At 34.1% G+C, this 15,610-nt stretch carries 15 protein-coding genes and 1 other RNA gene; 7 read left to right on the top strand and 9 right to left on the bottom strand.

Going from position 1 to position 15,610, the window contains the following annotated elements:
- Positions 1 to 50: 50 nt before the first annotated feature.
- Both HM987_RS06550 and HM987_RS06555 read left to right on the top strand, forming a co-directional pair.
- Positions 51 to 935 carry a patatin-like phospholipase family protein gene (locus HM987_RS06550; protein WP_178988768.1) on the top strand — a complete coding sequence of 295 codons (885 nt, stop codon included), beginning with the start codon at positions 51 to 53 and terminating at the stop codon, positions 933 to 935.
- Between the two features lie 24 nt (positions 936 to 959).
- Positions 960 to 2,102, top strand: coding sequence for a lycopene cyclase family protein (locus HM987_RS06555; RefSeq protein ID WP_179006348.1), 1,143 nt, complete (start codon positions 960 to 962; stop codon positions 2,100 to 2,102).
- A gap of 264 nt (positions 2,103 to 2,366) precedes the next feature.
- Here HM987_RS06555 and HM987_RS06560 read toward each other — a convergent pair whose 3' ends face one another.
- Together HM987_RS06560 and HM987_RS06565 are read right to left on the bottom strand one after the other, a co-directional pair.
- Positions 2,367 to 2,600, bottom strand: a complete 234-nt coding sequence (locus HM987_RS06560) for a hypothetical protein (protein ID WP_179006350.1) — start codon at positions 2,598 to 2,600, stop codon at positions 2,367 to 2,369.
- A gap of 12 nt (positions 2,601 to 2,612) precedes the next feature.
- Entirely contained in the window at positions 2,613 to 3,071 is a 459-nt protein-coding gene (locus HM987_RS06565; RefSeq protein ID WP_179006352.1) for an SRPBCC family protein, read from the bottom strand.
- A 246-nt stretch (positions 3,072 to 3,317) separates the two neighbouring features.
- Here HM987_RS06565 and HM987_RS06570 point away from each other — a divergent pair, with 246 nt between their 5' ends.
- Genes HM987_RS06570 through HM987_RS06585 form a run of 4 tightly spaced genes read left to right on the top strand, consistent with a single transcriptional unit; the run spans position 3,318 to position 8,492 of the window.
- Positions 3,318 to 5,261 (top strand): peptidylprolyl isomerase, encoded by a 1,944-nt coding sequence (locus HM987_RS06570; RefSeq protein WP_179006354.1) that lies wholly within the window; start codon positions 3,318 to 3,320, stop codon positions 5,259 to 5,261.
- Between the two features lie 10 nt (positions 5,262 to 5,271).
- Positions 5,272 to 6,123 (top strand): peptidyl-prolyl cis-trans isomerase, encoded by an 852-nt coding sequence (locus HM987_RS06575; protein WP_179006356.1) that lies wholly within the window; start codon positions 5,272 to 5,274, stop codon positions 6,121 to 6,123.
- Positions 6,086 to 7,528 (top strand): peptidylprolyl isomerase, encoded by a 1,443-nt coding sequence (locus tag HM987_RS06580; protein WP_229724632.1) that lies wholly within the window; start codon positions 6,086 to 6,088, stop codon positions 7,526 to 7,528. Before HM987_RS06575 ends, HM987_RS06580 begins: the two co-directional genes overlap by 38 nt.
- Before the next feature lie 10 nt (positions 7,529 to 7,538).
- A complete protein-coding gene (locus tag HM987_RS06585; RefSeq protein WP_179006360.1) occupies positions 7,539 to 8,492 on the top strand; it encodes an AAA family ATPase in 954 nt (317 codons plus the stop codon).
- Positions 8,493 to 8,592: 100 nt separating this feature from the next.
- Here HM987_RS06585 and HM987_RS06590 read toward each other — a convergent pair whose 3' ends face one another.
- The 5 genes from HM987_RS06590 to HM987_RS06610 all read right to left on the bottom strand — a co-directional run bounded on the left by HM987_RS06590 (position 8,593) and on the right by HM987_RS06610 (position 13,696).
- The gene (locus HM987_RS06590) at positions 8,593 to 9,720 is read right to left on the bottom strand and encodes an META domain-containing protein (protein ID WP_179006361.1); all 1,128 of its coding nucleotides are present in this window, start codon (positions 9,718 to 9,720) and stop codon (positions 8,593 to 8,595) included.
- 33 nt (positions 9,721 to 9,753) lie between these two features.
- The gene (gene miaE / locus HM987_RS06595; protein ID WP_179006362.1) at positions 9,754 to 10,335 is read right to left on the bottom strand and encodes a tRNA-(ms[2]io[6]A)-hydroxylase; all 582 of its coding nucleotides are present in this window, start codon (positions 10,333 to 10,335) and stop codon (positions 9,754 to 9,756) included.
- 2 nt (positions 10,336 to 10,337) lie between these two features.
- Positions 10,338 to 10,922, bottom strand: a complete 585-nt coding sequence (locus HM987_RS06600; RefSeq protein WP_179006364.1) for a hypothetical protein — start codon at positions 10,920 to 10,922, stop codon at positions 10,338 to 10,340.
- A gap of 3 nt (positions 10,923 to 10,925) precedes the next feature.
- Positions 10,926 to 12,647: a DNA polymerase III subunit gamma/tau gene (gene dnaX, locus HM987_RS06605; protein WP_179009928.1), complete on the bottom strand. Its 1,722-nt coding sequence runs from the start codon at positions 12,645 to 12,647 to the stop codon at positions 10,926 to 10,928.
- 131 nt (positions 12,648 to 12,778) lie between these two features.
- Complete coding sequence (locus tag HM987_RS06610) at positions 12,779 to 13,696, bottom strand: hypothetical protein (RefSeq protein WP_179006366.1); 918 nt, start codon at positions 13,694 to 13,696, stop codon at positions 12,779 to 12,781.
- A 122-nt stretch (positions 13,697 to 13,818) separates the two neighbouring features.
- Between HM987_RS06610 and rnpB the strand changes: the two genes are divergently transcribed.
- Positions 13,819 to 14,199, top strand: an RNA gene (gene rnpB, locus HM987_RS06615) — RNase P RNA component class A.
- Positions 14,200 to 14,269: 70 nt separating this feature from the next.
- On the opposite strand, the gene rsmD is transcribed toward rnpB, so the two are convergent.
- Positions 14,270 to 14,803: a 16S rRNA (guanine(966)-N(2))-methyltransferase RsmD gene (rsmD, locus tag HM987_RS06620; RefSeq protein ID WP_179006368.1), complete on the bottom strand. Its 534-nt coding sequence runs from the start codon at positions 14,801 to 14,803 to the stop codon at positions 14,270 to 14,272.
- Positions 14,803 to 15,609, bottom strand: a complete 807-nt coding sequence (locus HM987_RS06625; protein ID WP_179006370.1) for a DUF3822 family protein — start codon at positions 15,607 to 15,609, stop codon at positions 14,803 to 14,805. Before HM987_RS06625 ends, rsmD begins: the two co-directional genes overlap by 1 nt.
- Between the last annotated feature and the right edge of the window lies 1 nt (position 15,610).

The raw sequence follows: 15,610 nt of genomic DNA on the forward strand, positions 1-15,610 counted from the left end.
TCATGCAGTTTCGTTTATAAAAAAAATCAAAAACCATAGGTAATCAATAGATGCGAGCATTAGTTATATCAGGTGGCGGAAGTAAGGGAGCGTTTGCAGGCGGCGTAGCGCAATATCTTATAGAGCGCGAAAAACATAATTACGACATGTTTTTAGGGACGTCAACAGGAAGCCTTTTGGTTCCGCATTTAGCTGTAAATAAAATTGGAAAACTCTACGATATATTTACCAATGTTCAGCAGCACGATATTTTTAGCGTTAGCCCATTCGTGCAACGAAAAAAAGGCGATAGGGAATATGTGTCCATTGATTTTGTGAATTCTCTTTGGCAGTTTATTAGGCGCAGACGAACTTTTGGTGAAAGTAAGGCGCTAAGGAAAAACATTAGAAAAAATGTGACTTATGAAGAGTATCTGCAAATTAGAAAGGAAAAACATGACGTTATAGTCACAGTTTCAAATTTATCCATGAATCGCGTGGAGTATAAATCCATTCAAGACTGTTCTTATGAAGAATTCTGTAATTGGATCTGGATTTCATGTAATTATATCCCATTTATGTCCTTGGTAAAAGTTGATGGTTATGAATATGCGGATGGTGGATTAGGAAGCGTAATTCCTATTAGGGAAGCCATTCAACGCGGTGCAACTGAGGTTGATGCCATTGTTTTGGAAGCAGAAACTTTAGGAAAACAAAAGGTATTGGGTAAAAATCCATTTTCATTAATGATTAGTCTATTTGGGCATTTGTTGAACCAAGTGGAGCGCAATGATATTATCATCGGAAAACTAGCGGCTAGAAATAAAAATGTAAAACTAAATTTATACTACACACCAACAAGTCTTACCGAGAATTCGTTGATTTTTAGCAAAAGACTCATGGAAAAATGGTGGAAAGAAGGTTATGAATATGCCGAACGTAGGCATGAGAAATAGGTTTTTAAATTTATAACAACACAATTGACCAAATACGATTATATCATACTAGGAGCAGGAGCTTCAGGGTTGATGCTGGCATACCGAATGTCGCAAGATGCTTACTTTGATGATAAGTCAATTCTGATTATTGATAAAACGAAAGACAAAGGTAATGATAGAACCTGGTGCTTTTGGGAAAATGGCGCAGGAGAATGGGATGCGCTCTTAACTAAAACGTGGGATACCGTTTACTTTGGGAGTGCTATGTTTTCGAAATCAATACCAATTTCGCCATTTCAATATAAAATGCTTAGAAGTGAAGCGTTTTACGAATCGCTTTGGAAAAGCATCAATCAAAAATCTAATTTTAGTTTTATTGAAGATACTGTTGATGACTTCACAGAATTAAAAAAAGGAGTTCAGGTCATTACCAAAAATGGCAGTTATTTTGGTTCAAAACTATTTAACAGTTTGCCAAAACCTGAAGTCTATAAGTCGCAACAAAAATATCCTGTTTTACAACAGCATTTTGTCGGTTGGTTTGTAAAAACAAAAACGGATCTGTTTGATGATTCCATGGCAACATTCATGGATTTTAATGTGCCTCAAAATGGAAATACACGTTTTATGTATGTATTACCAATAGATAAAAAAACGGCACTATTTGAATATACTCTGTTTTCTAAAAAATTATTGGAATATTCTGATTATGAAAATAGTATAGTAAGTTACTTAAATAAAAAAAATATATCAGAATACGAAATTGTTGAAAAAGAAAAAGGTAATATTCCAATGACCTCTTTCAATTTTCAAGACTTAAATTCGACCCATATTCTCAATATAGGGACAGCAGGCGGTTGGACAAAAGCCAGTACGGGTTATACTTTTAAAAACACATCGAAAAAAACGAAACAAGTCATAGATTTTCTAAAGAAAAAAGAGGACTTATCTAAGTTTCACAAGAAAACAAAATTCAGATTTTACGATTTAATCTTTTTAGATGTTTTGGCGAATCATAATGACGAAGGTGCAGCGTTATTTTCATCTATGTTTAAAAAAGCAGACACCAAAACGATATTCAAATTTTTGGATGAAGAATCGACTTTGCTAGAAGATTTAAAAATTATACTTTCCGTTCCGCCAAAACGGTTTATTCAGGCGTTTTTTAAAAGATTATTTACTTAAAATTCTCACGATGGGATAGCCGAATATTGGAAAATTGAATATGATTAATTAACCAAGAACCAAGAACCAAGAACCAAGAACCAAGAACCAAGAAAAAAGAGAAAAGAAAAAAGACGCGGAAGACTAGTGAATGAAGCTGGGATTTTAAGTATGAAATTTTATTTGTAACCGAAGACTTAAACCTATAAAACTAAGTTTCCTCAACATAACATATGAGTGAGGAGTTTCTTCCCAATGGGAAGACGGAAGATGGGCTTTTGTTTCTTACTGATAAACTTGCCCACGATGAGGCTTCAAAGCTTCTCTAATGGGTTTCATTTCAGATTCATCGACTACCAAATATGCCAAACTGTGCATGTCGTTTAAGGTTTCGATACCAGTAATAGTAACGTCTAGCTTGTTGTTTACGATGTATTCTTTTAAATGGATTAAATGGTGTTCTGCGGTTTTCTGTCCTGTTGGTCCTTTGAAATCCCAAATTAATTTTAATTTTCGCATGGTTTAATGGTCTTAGGATTTTGGTTTGTGGACGGAAATTCCTTTTTCAACAAAATTTTTAAAGTTTGTCATATAGGTTTTAGTCTGTTTTTTGAAAGCACCAGGCATAAAAAACAACATCATGCTCATCATAAAGTTTGTGGGTTGAAATTCGTTAACGGCTGTCCATTTTGTAAATCCGTTTTCAGATTTATAATAATTTTTCTGAATGTTGCGCATGCCTTTCGTGGTGTAGGTGGCATGAAATTCATTTGGAAAATCTTGTTTTGTAACCGTTTCAATAATTTCCATTTTTCGGTTGCCAAAGTGGTAGTTCAATTTCATTTTTGCACCAAGCTCGTTAGGAATTCCCGAGATGTGGGCGGTGCTCACTAAACCTTCTTGCCAATGTTTCCAGTTGGTTGCAGAATTCAATTTTTTTATAACTTCTGAAATCGGTTTTTCAATCAATATTTCAGTAATGTACTGCATGCTGAGGGAATTTTGATAAATGTATAAAAACCGTTAGCAATAGTTTCATCTAATCGACGTTAAACTGTTTTAATTGTTAAAATCATTGTAAAAATAGCTAACCAATTTTAATGGTATGATTTTTACTACGTAATTAGCAAGAATAATTAAAATATTGCCTTTGAAGCGCCTTGCTAAATAAGGTATTTATGTTATTTTTGCTGAGTTTGAAAAGTGAATACATTTTATAACCCTATAGAATACATTATGAGTCTTAAATTTCAATGTTTGTTTTTGGTGTTTTTCGCACTAAATATTTCTTTTTCCCAAGATAAAGATCAGGTGCTACTTAAAGTAGATGGTGAACCAATCATGGCTTCAGAATTTTTGAGGGTTTACAACAAAAATTTGGACTTGGTAAAGGATGAAAGCCAAAAGGATATCGATGGTTATCTAAAACTTTTTACGGAGTATCAGCTGAAATTAAAAGAAGCTAAGCGCTTAAAGTTGGACGAGGACGAAAATTATAAAAGGGAGTTTTCAAGATATCAAAAGCAATTGATTGGAAATTATATCTCAGAAAATAAGGTAACCGATGCTTTGGTAAAAGAGGCTTATGAGCGTAGCAATATCGATGTCAATGCTGCTCATATGTTGGTGCGTTTGGATGCGACTGCAAATGATACTTTAGCCGCTTACAATGAAGTTTTAGCCTTAAGAGAACGAGCACTAAAGGAAGGTTTTGATAAGGTTAAGGCAGAAATGCACAATGGTCAAACCATTTTTATTGAAGATTTAGGCTATTTCTCAGCCTTTAAGATGGTTTACGATTTTGAATCGGCTGCTTATCATACGCCTGTCGGAGAAATTTCTATGCCTTTTAGAACCCAATTTGGTTATCATGTGGTAAAAGTAAATGATAAACGCGAATCACGAGGTACCATTACAGCTGCCCATATTATGGTGAATTTAGCACATAAAGATTCGCTAAGGGATCCAGAACAACGTATTAATGAAATTTATAAAAAACTGAATCAAGGCGAAAGTTTTGAATCTCTCGCAAAACAATTTTCTGAAGATAAAAGTTCGGCTAAAAACGGTGGAAAGCTAACTCCTTTTAAAAGCGGACAGTTAAGTTCTACGGAGTTTGAAGACGAAGCATTTGGATTGAAAAAAGATGGCGATGTTAGCAAGCCTTTTAAAACGGCTTATGGATGGCATATTGTGAAGCGAATTGAATTGAAGCCTAATGCATCTTTTGAGGACGTAAAATCTGATTTTGAAACCAAAGTAAAACGGGATTCAAGATCTAAATTGATTAATGAGGCCATGGTGACCAAGCTTAAGAAGAAATATAAGATAAGCTTCAATAATGACGCAAAAACTTATTTCGCTTCTATTTTGAACAATGATTTTTATAATCGTACTTGGACCTTACCAGATAATTTTAAAAAGGATGAAACGGTCTTCACAATTAATAAAACGCCATTTACTTATGAAGCTTTTGGAAATCATTTAGTAATGGCACAACGCATCTATACAGGCAAGAATACGCCATTTACCAATATTATAGATAAGGAGTTCGAGAGCTTTTTTGAAAAATCGATCTTTCAATATAGAGAGGACAATTTGGAATCGGAAAATGAAGACTATGCAAATATTTTAAAGGAATATAGAGATGGTCTTTTATTGTTCGATTTAATGGAGAAGGAAGTATGGAACAAGGCATCAAAAGACACTGTCGGACTAGAAACTTATTATAATAAAAACAAATCCAAATACCAATGGAACGATAGGGTAGATGTGGTCATGGCAACTTCTGCAGAGAAATCCAACATGAAGAAAATCCTTAAACTGATGAAAAAAGGAAAGTCTGAAGAAGATATCAAAGAAGCGTTGAATACTTCGGATGAACAAAATGTAATCTTCACAAAAGGCATTTATAAAGTAGATAATCCTATTTTACCTTCTAATTTTGAAGCGAAAAAAGGGATTTCAGATATCTATGAACATCACGAAGCGTTTCATGTTATTGATGTCAAGGCAGTTTTACCAGCAGGACAAAAATCTTTAGAAGAAGCTAAAGGAAGCGTCATCAATGATTATCAAACCGAAATAGAGGCCAATTGGATCAACGAGTTATACGATCGTTTTGAGATTGAAGTCAATCAAGATGTTCTTGAAGCTGTTAAAGCTGAGATAGGAAACTAATTAAAAATTTTTGAAACACACCTTATACATAGTTCTTTTTAGTTTACTTTTTACCAGCTGTGATTTTTTTAAAAGTTCAGATGATTTAGAGCCAGTTGCTAGGGTTAACGATAACTATCTTTACAAAGAAGATATTAAGGGTATTGTCCCAAAAGGTGCTTCTAAGGAAGATAGTACGCTACTGGTAAATGCATACGTTGAGCGTTGGGCAAGGCAATTGCTGTTGATGGAAGGTGCTTTGGTCAACCTATCGGAAGAAAAGCAAAATGAGTTTTTAAAACTAGTGGATCAGTATAAAAATGACTTATATGCCAAAGCGTATTTAGAAGGCTTGGTTAAGAAAAATATCGATACCATAGTTAAGCAAGAAGAAGCGCAATTATTTTATGAGGCCAACAAGGAATCTTTTAAATTGAATGACGATTTGGTTCAATTTAGGTATATAAGTTTACCGCTTAATCCTATTAATTTAGACACCATAAAAAACCGTTTTAAACGATTCGAGGCCAAGGACAGAGCCTATTTAGATTCTATTTCAGTGCAATTTAGATCCTACTCCTTAAATGATTCAATTTGGATCAAGTTGAATCGCGTTGCAGAAAAAATTCCGATTATAAACGGTTCCAATAAAAATCAACTGTTAAAAAAAACTAATTTCTTACAACTCAAAGATTCATTAAACCTATATTTGATGCAAGTTAATGACGTACGCCTTCAAAACGACTATGCACCTTTGGATTATGTAAATACGTCGATCAACAAAATTGTTATAAACAAAAGAAAATTAGAGCTCATCAAGCAACTCGAAAATGATATTACAAAAGATGCCATCAAAAACAATAAATTCCAAATTTATAATTAAAGCCGCCCTTTTAGTTGGCTTTATGTCATTTAATTTCAGCAATGCCCAAGAAATCATTGATGATGAAAAACCAGAATTATTAGAAAAACCAAAAGATAGTGTAGTTAATAAAACACGTATTAAAGCCGATGGCGTAGCCGCTGTGGTTGGTGATTTTATTCTTTTGGAATCTGATTTAGATCGGGAAATAGCACAGTTGGAAGCCCAAGGTGCAGATCTTAAAGGCTTGACACGATGCGAACTTTTTGGAAGTCTATTAGAAAGTAAATTGTATTCCCATCAAGCTATTCAGGATAGTGTTATTGTAAATGAACTGCAAATTAAATCGCGTGTAGACCAACAAATTCAAGGTATTTTGGCTCAGATGAATGGCGATATGGATCAAATGCTAAAGTATTACAAAAAAGATTCTGAACAAGCATTGAGAGAAGAGATGTACGAGATTAACAAAAATGGTTATCTCGCACAGGAAATGCAAGCTAAGGTTACAGGAGATATTGAAGTAACTCCAGAAGAGGTGAGAACTTTTTTTAACGACATCCCAAAAGATGAGCGCCCAACCTTTGGTACTGAATTAAAATTGGCACAAATCGTAATCATCCCAGAAGTAACAGAGGAAGCAAAACAAGATGTTATTGATAGACTAAAAGGTTTTAAGAGAGATGTAGAAGAAAATGGTTCTAGTTTCACAACTAAGGTATTGTTTTACACCGAAGATTCCGGATCTAAATCAACAGGTGGAAAATATACGTTAAACAGAAAACAACCGAGAATGGTAAAAGAGTTCAGGGATGTTGCTTTCTCTATGCAAGAAGGGGAAATTTCAGAACCTTTTGAAACGGATTTTGGATACCATATTATATTTTTAGAGAAAATTAGAGGTCAAGAATACGACGTAAGACACATTTTATTGCGTCCTGAATTGACACAGGAAGCCATAAAAAAAGCAAAGGATCGCATTGACGAGGTTAGAGCCAAAATTGTTGACGGCACTTTGACTTTTGCAGAAGCAGCAAGAGAATTTAGTGACGAAAAGGAAACTAAATATGAAGGCGGGCAAATGACCAACCCAACCACTCAAGATTTTAATTTTGAATTAACTAGAATGGATCCAGAACTGTATTCTCAAATTCAGGATTTAAAGGATGGAGAAGTCAGTGAGGTTTTTCAAGATGAAGATCGAATTAATAGAATAAAATTTAAAATATTAACCGTTACAGATCGTATTGATGATCACGAAGCCGACTTTGCCAAGGATTATCTCAAAATTAAAAATTTAGCTTTACAAGACAAACAAATTAGAGCTGTTGAAAAATGGCAAACGGAAACCATTAAGGATACATACATTAAAATCAATGGTGAGTACAGGGATTGTGATTTTCAAAGTAACTGGTTAAAAAAATAAGCGTATATATATGTCTGATGTTGCTAAAATTGAAAATTTTGTTAAGAAATATGCTGCCTTAAAGCAAGAAGTTGCTAAGGTTATTATTGGTCAAGACCACGTTGTTAATCAGGTATTGATTTCTATTTTTTCGGGTGGTCACTCACTTTTAGTTGGTGTTCCTGGTTTGGCAAAAACCTTAATGGTCAATACTATTGCGCAAGCCTTAGGATTGGATTTTAAGCGTATCCAGTTTACGCCAGATTTGATGCCAAGTGATATTTTAGGTAGTGAAATATTAGATGAAAACCGTCATTTTAAATTTATAAAAGGACCAATCTTTGCCAATATTATTTTAGCAGATGAGATCAATAGAACACCTCCGAAAACACAAGCGGCTTTGTTGGAAGCGATGCAGGAACGTTCGGTTACGGTTGCTGGTCATCAGTATAAATTAAACTTACCTTATTTTGTATTAGCTACGCAAAACCCAATTGAGCAAGAAGGTACTTATCCGTTACCGGAAGCGCAATTGGACCGTTTTATGTTCGCTATTAATTTAGAATATCCTTCGTTTCAAGAAGAAGTGGATGTGGTAAAAGCAACCACAACAGATATAAAATCATCGGTTAATGCCTTATTTACGGCTCAGGAGATTATAGATTTTCAAAATGTAATCCGTCGTATTCCTGTGGCGGATAATGTCATAGAATATGCGGTTTCTTTAGTCGCTAAGACCAGACCAAATACAGATACAGCGGCAGATATTGTTAAGGAGTTTGTGGATTGGGGCGCAGGACCAAGAGCATCCCAGAATTTAATTCTTGCTGCTAAAACACATGCCGCAACTACTGGGAAATTCTCTCCAGATATTGAAAATATTCAAGCTGTTGCCACAGGAATCCTAAGGCATAGAATTATTAAAAACTATAAAGCAGAAGCGGAAGGTATTACGGACGAGAAGATTATTGAGAGCTTGTTTTAGATGTTAAAGTGAGTATAACTGAGTTTTCACACGCGCCTAATGATTATACCATCAAATTTTCACTACGATAATTATAAATATTAATCTCAGTCTCTATAGCTTATTCTTTCAAGAATTTTAAAGAAGATATAACCTTGTCTTCATTTCCAATATTTATAAAATAAAGTCCAGTTGTAAAGGCGCTGACATCTATGTTTTTAATATTAAGTTTTGATTTTGACATCAACTTGCCTTCCATACTATAAATAGAATAGTTGAGGTTTTGAAATAATAAATCATCAGCTATATTTAATTCTAGTTGATCTTTGGCGGGATTTTTAACAATAGCTATTTCATTATAGTCAACATCATGAACAGAAAGCGGTTCTGTGGCTAAAATTATAATGTCATCTATAGCATTAATAGAACGGTCTAAGGGGTCAGGAACACTTGTCAAAACTAAATTTGCTCCATTATTAATAATTTCAAATTTAAATAAATTAGCAGAGGTATCACCTAATACTGAAAAATAGGCAGTCTCAATAGTACTAGGAGGCTCACACGTATCAGTGGTTGGTGTCATACTCGTAATTCTCATTTCATCTCCATTACCGTAATACATACCATATTCGCCAACATAGTCATTGCAAACACCTTCGCCAGCAAACGTCATAGTACCAAAGAAAGGATGTGGATTAGCCTGAAGCGTTAGGCTAGGAGAGCCTGAAGTTACATTATATGTGATACCACCTTCAATTACCGTTTCTAAATACCAAGTACTATGAAGTATGGAAGTTGGATTTGTTTTAGTATAAAAGATGCTACTGTTATTTGAATTTGTTAAGGTTAAGATTTGCTCTTCTCCTTCACCTGTAATAACATAGCTAAACGTGCTAGAACCCGTAGAATTATTACTTAGTAATGAAAAGTATATGGCTTCAAATGTACCTCTTGGTTCACCATAGCAATCAACAAGTGTACTGCCTAAACTAGAAAATTCTATAGTATCACTTGTAGAGCTATATTCTCCAAAAAAAGCGTTACAGGTCGAAGAACCATTATATTCCAAGTAGTTTTCATATATAATATCGTCGGTAAATTCTATAGTATTAACAAAAGCATAAACATTGTTATAAATGGCATTATCAATACTAAATGAATCTAGATGCCATTCCCCAACTAATTCATTTTGGGAAAAGCCAGTATATGAGCAAAGAAAAACAGCAAGTATAGAGTAGAATTTATTCATAACATTTAAAGTATTGACAATAAAGTTATGAAATTATCCATGAATCGATTCCTTGTTTCCTAAATTTTTTATGATTTCTGCTTCGTAATCCAATAGTGCTTCCCATTTTTCATCGACTGCTTTTCTGTCGCCATATTTACGGGCAAAATTTAAAAACATGGTATAGTGACCAGCTTCACTGATCATGAGTTTTCGATAGAATTTAGCGAGTTTTTTATCCTCTAACTGTTCGGATAGTAAGCGAAATCGCTCACAGCTACGTGCTTCAATTAATGCGGCATATAGTAATCTGTGGACTAATTGTGTGGTTCGGCTGCCGCCTTTGGGAAAAAATTTAAGCAATGCAATCACATAATCATCTTTTCGATCTCTACCAAGGGTCCAGCCGTTTTCTAAAATTCTATCGTGTACCATTTTAAAATGGCTCATTTCTTCTTCTACCAGATCAATCATTTCTTGCACCAATTCCGTATATTCAGGAAAGCTTACAATCAATGAAATAGCTGTACTGGCTGCTTTCTGTTCGCAATAGGCATGGTCGGTCAGGATATCTTCAATATTCTTTTCAACAATATTTACCCATCTTGGATCGGTCGGTAATTTTAGTCCTAGCATAATTATTTAACTTCAACTTGAACAATATTCGATTTTCCTCGGTTATCGATGAACATTCTGTGAATGGCGTAGCGATCAGTTTCTGGAATAGCGTACATAATATCTATCAACACCATATTTGTATAGGTTGGATCATCATTGACTTGAATTGATTTTAAAACCGCAAGCCTATCAAAGTGATGCAAATCTGAACCCGAAACTAAATTTTCATTATAATTAAAGGCTTTATTCACTTTTTTCTTATCGAAACTCTCGTTGTAAATTACCTTATGGTCTTTAGTCACACTTATATCAAATTTGAAGTTTCTATAATGCATCTGGTAATTAATGGTGTCTTTTATTTTTGAAAAACGGACAGCGTTAGACATATCAGCATAGGTCTTTATCTTCACGCGAAAACCATTACTCATCAAGGTATCTATTTCTTGTTCTAAATATGTTTCAGGAATATATACCTTAGTTTCAAAATGGACTGTTTTTTTGAATTCTTCAATGCTTTCTGATAAGGCTTGACGTTGTGTTTTTCTTCCTTCGCAACTGGTGAAAGCTATTGTCAGTAGTAATAGAAGTCCGAGTAAATGTCTCATAATTTAAATATCTAATCCAAAAGTCTGTCGCAACACCTCAATGTTCGGGTTTTTCTCTTTTAGCTTTTCGTATTTCTCTAAAGGTGTGAACGCATATTTTTTGGCGATTTCCTCATTCACCGTAATATCCAATTTTAAATCGTAATTCCGTAATTTTTTCTTAAGAAAAGACATCAGCGGAAACTCGGCACGTTCCAATTCTATCTTATTGGTATTGTTGGAATAGGTTAAATAAATGGTCGTATCCTTCAATTTTGGCTGATCCATTTGTAATATGGAAGCCATAATTTTTTCGCCTTTTTTATCCATTTTTGCAGTGTAGGTTTTCCAAGCGTCGTTTAAGGCTTCCTGTGTTACAGGTTCTTTTGGTAGATCGTCTTCATCAATAACCACATCCATTTGGCGTAACTGATGTTCTTTCTTTTCCCGAATACTTTTTAGCGATAAACCAGAAGTCGATGATTTTGGTTTGTTTATGGATATCTTAGGAATGTCCAAAACAGGTTCAGCAACTTCGGAAACTAATTCTTTTGGTTTTTCCTGCGAAATAGTGGTTTTCTCTGGAACTTTAGCTTCTGTTTTAGGTTTTGTAACCCGAATAGGAGTAATACCTTTCGCTTTAAAATACGAAGGCGGAATTATGAAGTGCTTAAGATTTTTTTTTTCTCCATCAAAAGTGATAGAGGCAAGTTGCATAAGTGTTAATTCAACGAGCAAACGTTGATTTTTACTGGACTTATATTTCAGATCACAGTCATTGGCCAACCGAATCCCTTCCATTAGAAAACTATGCGATGTTTTCTGTGATTGTTCTTGATATTTCAGACTGGTATCTTCGCCCACTTCAAGCAGTGGAATAGTTGCTGGATTCTTGCAGACCATTAAATCCCTAAAATGCGATGCCAAACCTGCGATGTAGTGATGACCGTCAAATCCTTTAGAAAGAATGGTATTAAACTGCACCAGCAAATCTGGAATTTTATTCTCTAAAATTAAATCGGTACTTGTAAAGTAGGTTTCATAATCGAGAACATTTAAATTCTCAGTAACGGCCTGTCTCGTCAGGTTTTTACCTGAAAAACTAACGACGCGATCAAAAATAGACAGTGCATCACGCATCGCACCATCTGCTTTTTGGGCAATGATATGGAGCGCATCATCCTCAGCGGTAATGCCTTGTTCTTTTGCAATATATTTTAAATACTCCTTTGTGTCTGAAACCGTGATTCGTTTAAAATCGAAAATCTGACAACGCGATAATATCGTTGGAATAATTTTATGTTTTTCAGTGGTCGCTAAAATGAATATACAATGTTTTGGCGGTTCCTCCAAAGTCTTCAAAAACGCATTAAAAGCGGCTTGAGATAACATATGAACCTCATCAATAATATAAACCTTGTATTTTCCAACCTGTGGTGGAATACGAACCTGATCGGTTAAGTTTCTAATATCATCCACAGAGTTATTGGATGCTGCATCGAGTTCAAAAATATTAAAGGCAAAATCTTCGTCCTCACTTGTATTGCCATCACTATTAATCATTTTGGCAAGGATGCGCGCACAAGTGGTTTTACCTACACCTCGAGGTCCTGTAAACAATAGAGCTTGCGCTAAATGATTATTTTCAATGGCATTCAGCAACGTATTGGTAATAGCCTGCTGACCCACAACATCCTTAAAGGTCTGTGGTCTGTATTTACGGGCTGATACTACAAAGTGTTCCAAGGTTTGCTGAACTAGTTTTGGCATCTTTCGATGCTATTGAATGAATTTTAGGACTGAATTACAAATTTAAAAAAAGAAGCTCAATTTAGAGTTTTAATTGAGCTTAGTTTGTTTGAGTTATTAACAGAATATTATTTTATATATTTCAAAAGCATTTTGATTCCTTTAATTTTGATTTTACCTGTTTCTCTAGGTCTTCCACCTAAACTTCCCATGTCTGATGTACCAGCAATTGCCACATATTTTAAATCGGATGCTTTATATACTAAATTTAAACCGACGTACATACTTGCTTTTGTGCTTATTTGAGTATTAGTGCCCATTTGATCGGTTTCTCCAAATTTCCTCCTAGTTTTGGTCATTGGACGTTGAGCTCTTACAAACTCTCTAATAAAAAGCACATTTTGGTCTTTGTTAATAATAGCTTCATCAATTTCTTTTTTTGTTACTAATTTGTAATCGTAGGTATAGGTTTCGTCAATTTTTTTTAGAAATTTTTTAGAGATTAGGTCTTTGTCTATGTATAAGGTTTTATGTTCAATTGAGTCTGATAAAAATTTAATACCCTTTTCCTCATTAGATTTTATCATCTTTTTATAATCAGCTCCCATTTCTAAATCTATCTGAATATTTTTTAAGGCTAGTATCAAATCTGCCAAACCAAGATCTGTATAATAAAAATTTGTAGAAATTTTATTTTCTAATATGCCAATCACAAGACTATGCTCTGGAGCGTTTGCATTAAGGGTTCTAGCTGTATAATAAAGATGAGCGAACTTTTTTGCTTCATCTTTGTCTTTAGCTAACTTTCTCCATTCATCTTTTAAGATGTATCTTATATCAGTTGAGAAAGTCCAAACTGCTTCAAGTGCTTTTCTTATATTTTTATTATAATCACCAAGTTCGCCTTCGTCTTCAAGCACGACTAATAATGGTCTTTCTTTTAGTTGTTCAACTTGTGCAGCTGGTTTTTTGCCAAGTAATCCCATTTGAGCATTAGTTTTATAAGAAATCAATGCTATAGCAACGATTAACAGTGTATTTTTCATTTTCGATTAAAATTTTATTTAAGCTAAAATAGAAATAATTTATTAATGTTTATTGTAATTTTGCCACTAAGCAGATCGCCTTATCGATCTTAATGCTGAACTCGTTTCAGTATCTTATGTATTTAGATAATAGTTTTATTGTAAAAAGGTACTGAAACAAGTTCAGCACAAGGTAGGAAAGTCCGAACACCAAAGTGCAATCATAGTGGCTAACAGCCATCCGCCGAAAGGTGAGGAAAAGTGCAACAGAAAGTATGTACAGGTTATGCTGTAGTGAAACCAGGTAAACTCTATGTGGTGCAATGTCATGTAAACTAGTGCTCCGATAACTATCGGGAGAGCGTGCACGCGCGATACTAGAGGGTAGGCAGCTAAAGTTTACTGGTAACAGTAAACGTAGATAAATGATAAGGTATTTCTGTTCTTGTGAAGAATCCCGATAGCTATCGGGACTGAAACAAGTTCAGAATGAACAGAATTCGGCTTATAGATTTGCTTAATTAAACAAGCTTCATATATTTATATGGAGCTTTGTTTTATATGTTTTGTCTTAGCTTGGAACTCTGTATAATTTTATTCAAAAAAACTAAACGCATTTCCGCCATAACTTTTAGAATGGGAATAGTTTTTCAAATGACTTAAATCGGTGTGTTTGGAGTGTTCCACGATCAATAAGCCTTCATCTTCTAATAATTCATTTTCAAAAACCAGTTCTGGAATTTTAGAAAAGGTTTCAATATCAAAATCGTAAGGAGGATCGGCAAAGATGATCGTATGTTTTTCCTTTGATTTTTCCAGAAACCTAAACACATCACTTTTAATAGTATTGATTGGCATTTCAAAAGCTTCCGCAGTTTCACTGATGAATTTTATACAGCCGTAATTAGCATCTACAGCAGTGATCTGTTCCGTACCTCTCGACGCAAACTCATAGCTGATGTTGCCTGTACCGGAGAACAAATCCAAAACCGAAATATCATCAAAATAATACTGATTGTTCAAGATATTGAACAAGGCTTCTTTGGCCATATCAGTTGTTGGCCTTACGGGTAATTTTTTAGGAGCTGTAATTCGCCTGCCTTTAAACAATCCAGAGATGATACGCATTAAAAAGAATTTAAAATTAAATAGTGTTGGTGTAAGTGGCGTTTGTCTGTTTCGGCAGTAATATCAAAATTATATTTTTTTTCAATAAAACTTACATGTCTTACGTATGTGTAAAGAATAGTAAAGAGTTTGTCATCTTTGTTAATATGGCCGCTCAATTCAACAGCGGTATTTTCAACATCTAAATTCAATTGTTCAAAAACGAATAGAACATAGTAGATAAAATCTTCTTTGCTATAGTATTCAAATACATTAAAGAGTTGCAGTTTGCCATTGTCTATGACCAATAATTCAATGGTACTTTTATTGACATGAATGTGAACAATTGACTCTTCTTTGGTCTCCGTATTTTGTAAAACCGAATCAATGAGGATGCTAGACGAATGTTTATAGACAAACTCACCAAAGGTGTCAAAAATATAATTATTGATATTTACATAAGGCACATATACATTAACGCTTTTATTTATAGAAATTTCATCTTCTGTAATAAAATCGTTGCCAAGAATTTTTGAGTTGAACTTCAAATAATCGACTTTATGTGTTGCATCATATAATTGTTCTGGCACTAAGGTTGCCAATTCATTTTGGTGAATCACCAAGACAGCATTGAAATCTTCAGAAAAAACGGTATTACTGCTTAGTTCTGCTTTTAAACGATTGAGAACTTCAACAGGATTAAGTCTTTGTTCAAAAGTAATGGATTTGAGAAATTCAATGGTATTATCAGTTTTATTTAGAATACAAAAAGAAAGCCCATTCAAATTAATTTGAATGGACAGTTCTTTAATAATGTTTATTTTCAAA

This window comes from Winogradskyella forsetii (assembly GCF_013394595.1).
GTDB lineage: Bacteria > Bacteroidota > Bacteroidia > Flavobacteriales > Flavobacteriaceae > Winogradskyella > Winogradskyella forsetii.

Coding starts and splice junctions, on each gene's coding strand:
- HM987_RS06600 (WP_179006364.1), bottom strand. CDS start 10,922: ATGAGACATTTACTCGGACTTCTATTACTACTGACAATAGCTTTCACC.
- rsmD (WP_179006368.1), bottom strand. CDS start 14,803: ATGCGTATCATCTCTGGATTGTTTAAAGGCAGGCGAATTACAGCTCCT.
- HM987_RS06590 (WP_179006361.1), bottom strand. CDS start 9,720: ATGAATAAATTCTACTCTATACTTGCTGTTTTTCTTTGCTCATATACT.
- HM987_RS06585 (WP_179006360.1), top strand. CDS start 7,539: ATGTCTGATGTTGCTAAAATTGAAAATTTTGTTAAGAAATATGCTGCC.
- HM987_RS06580 (WP_229724632.1), top strand. CDS start 6,086: ATGCCATCAAAAACAATAAATTCCAAATTTATAATTAAAGCCGCCCTT.
- HM987_RS06550 (WP_178988768.1), top strand. CDS start 51: ATGCGAGCATTAGTTATATCAGGTGGCGGAAGTAAGGGAGCGTTTGCA.
- HM987_RS06560 (WP_179006350.1), bottom strand. CDS start 2,600: ATGCGAAAATTAAAATTAATTTGGGATTTCAAAGGACCAACAGGACAG.
- HM987_RS06565 (WP_179006352.1), bottom strand. CDS start 3,071: ATGCAGTACATTACTGAAATATTGATTGAAAAACCGATTTCAGAAGTT.
- miaE (WP_179006362.1), bottom strand. CDS start 10,335: ATGCTAGGACTAAAATTACCGACCGATCCAAGATGGGTAAATATTGTT.
- HM987_RS06570 (WP_179006354.1), top strand. CDS start 3,318: ATGAGTCTTAAATTTCAATGTTTGTTTTTGGTGTTTTTCGCACTAAAT.
- HM987_RS06610 (WP_179006366.1), bottom strand. CDS start 13,696: ATGAAAAATACACTGTTAATCGTTGCTATAGCATTGATTTCTTATAAA.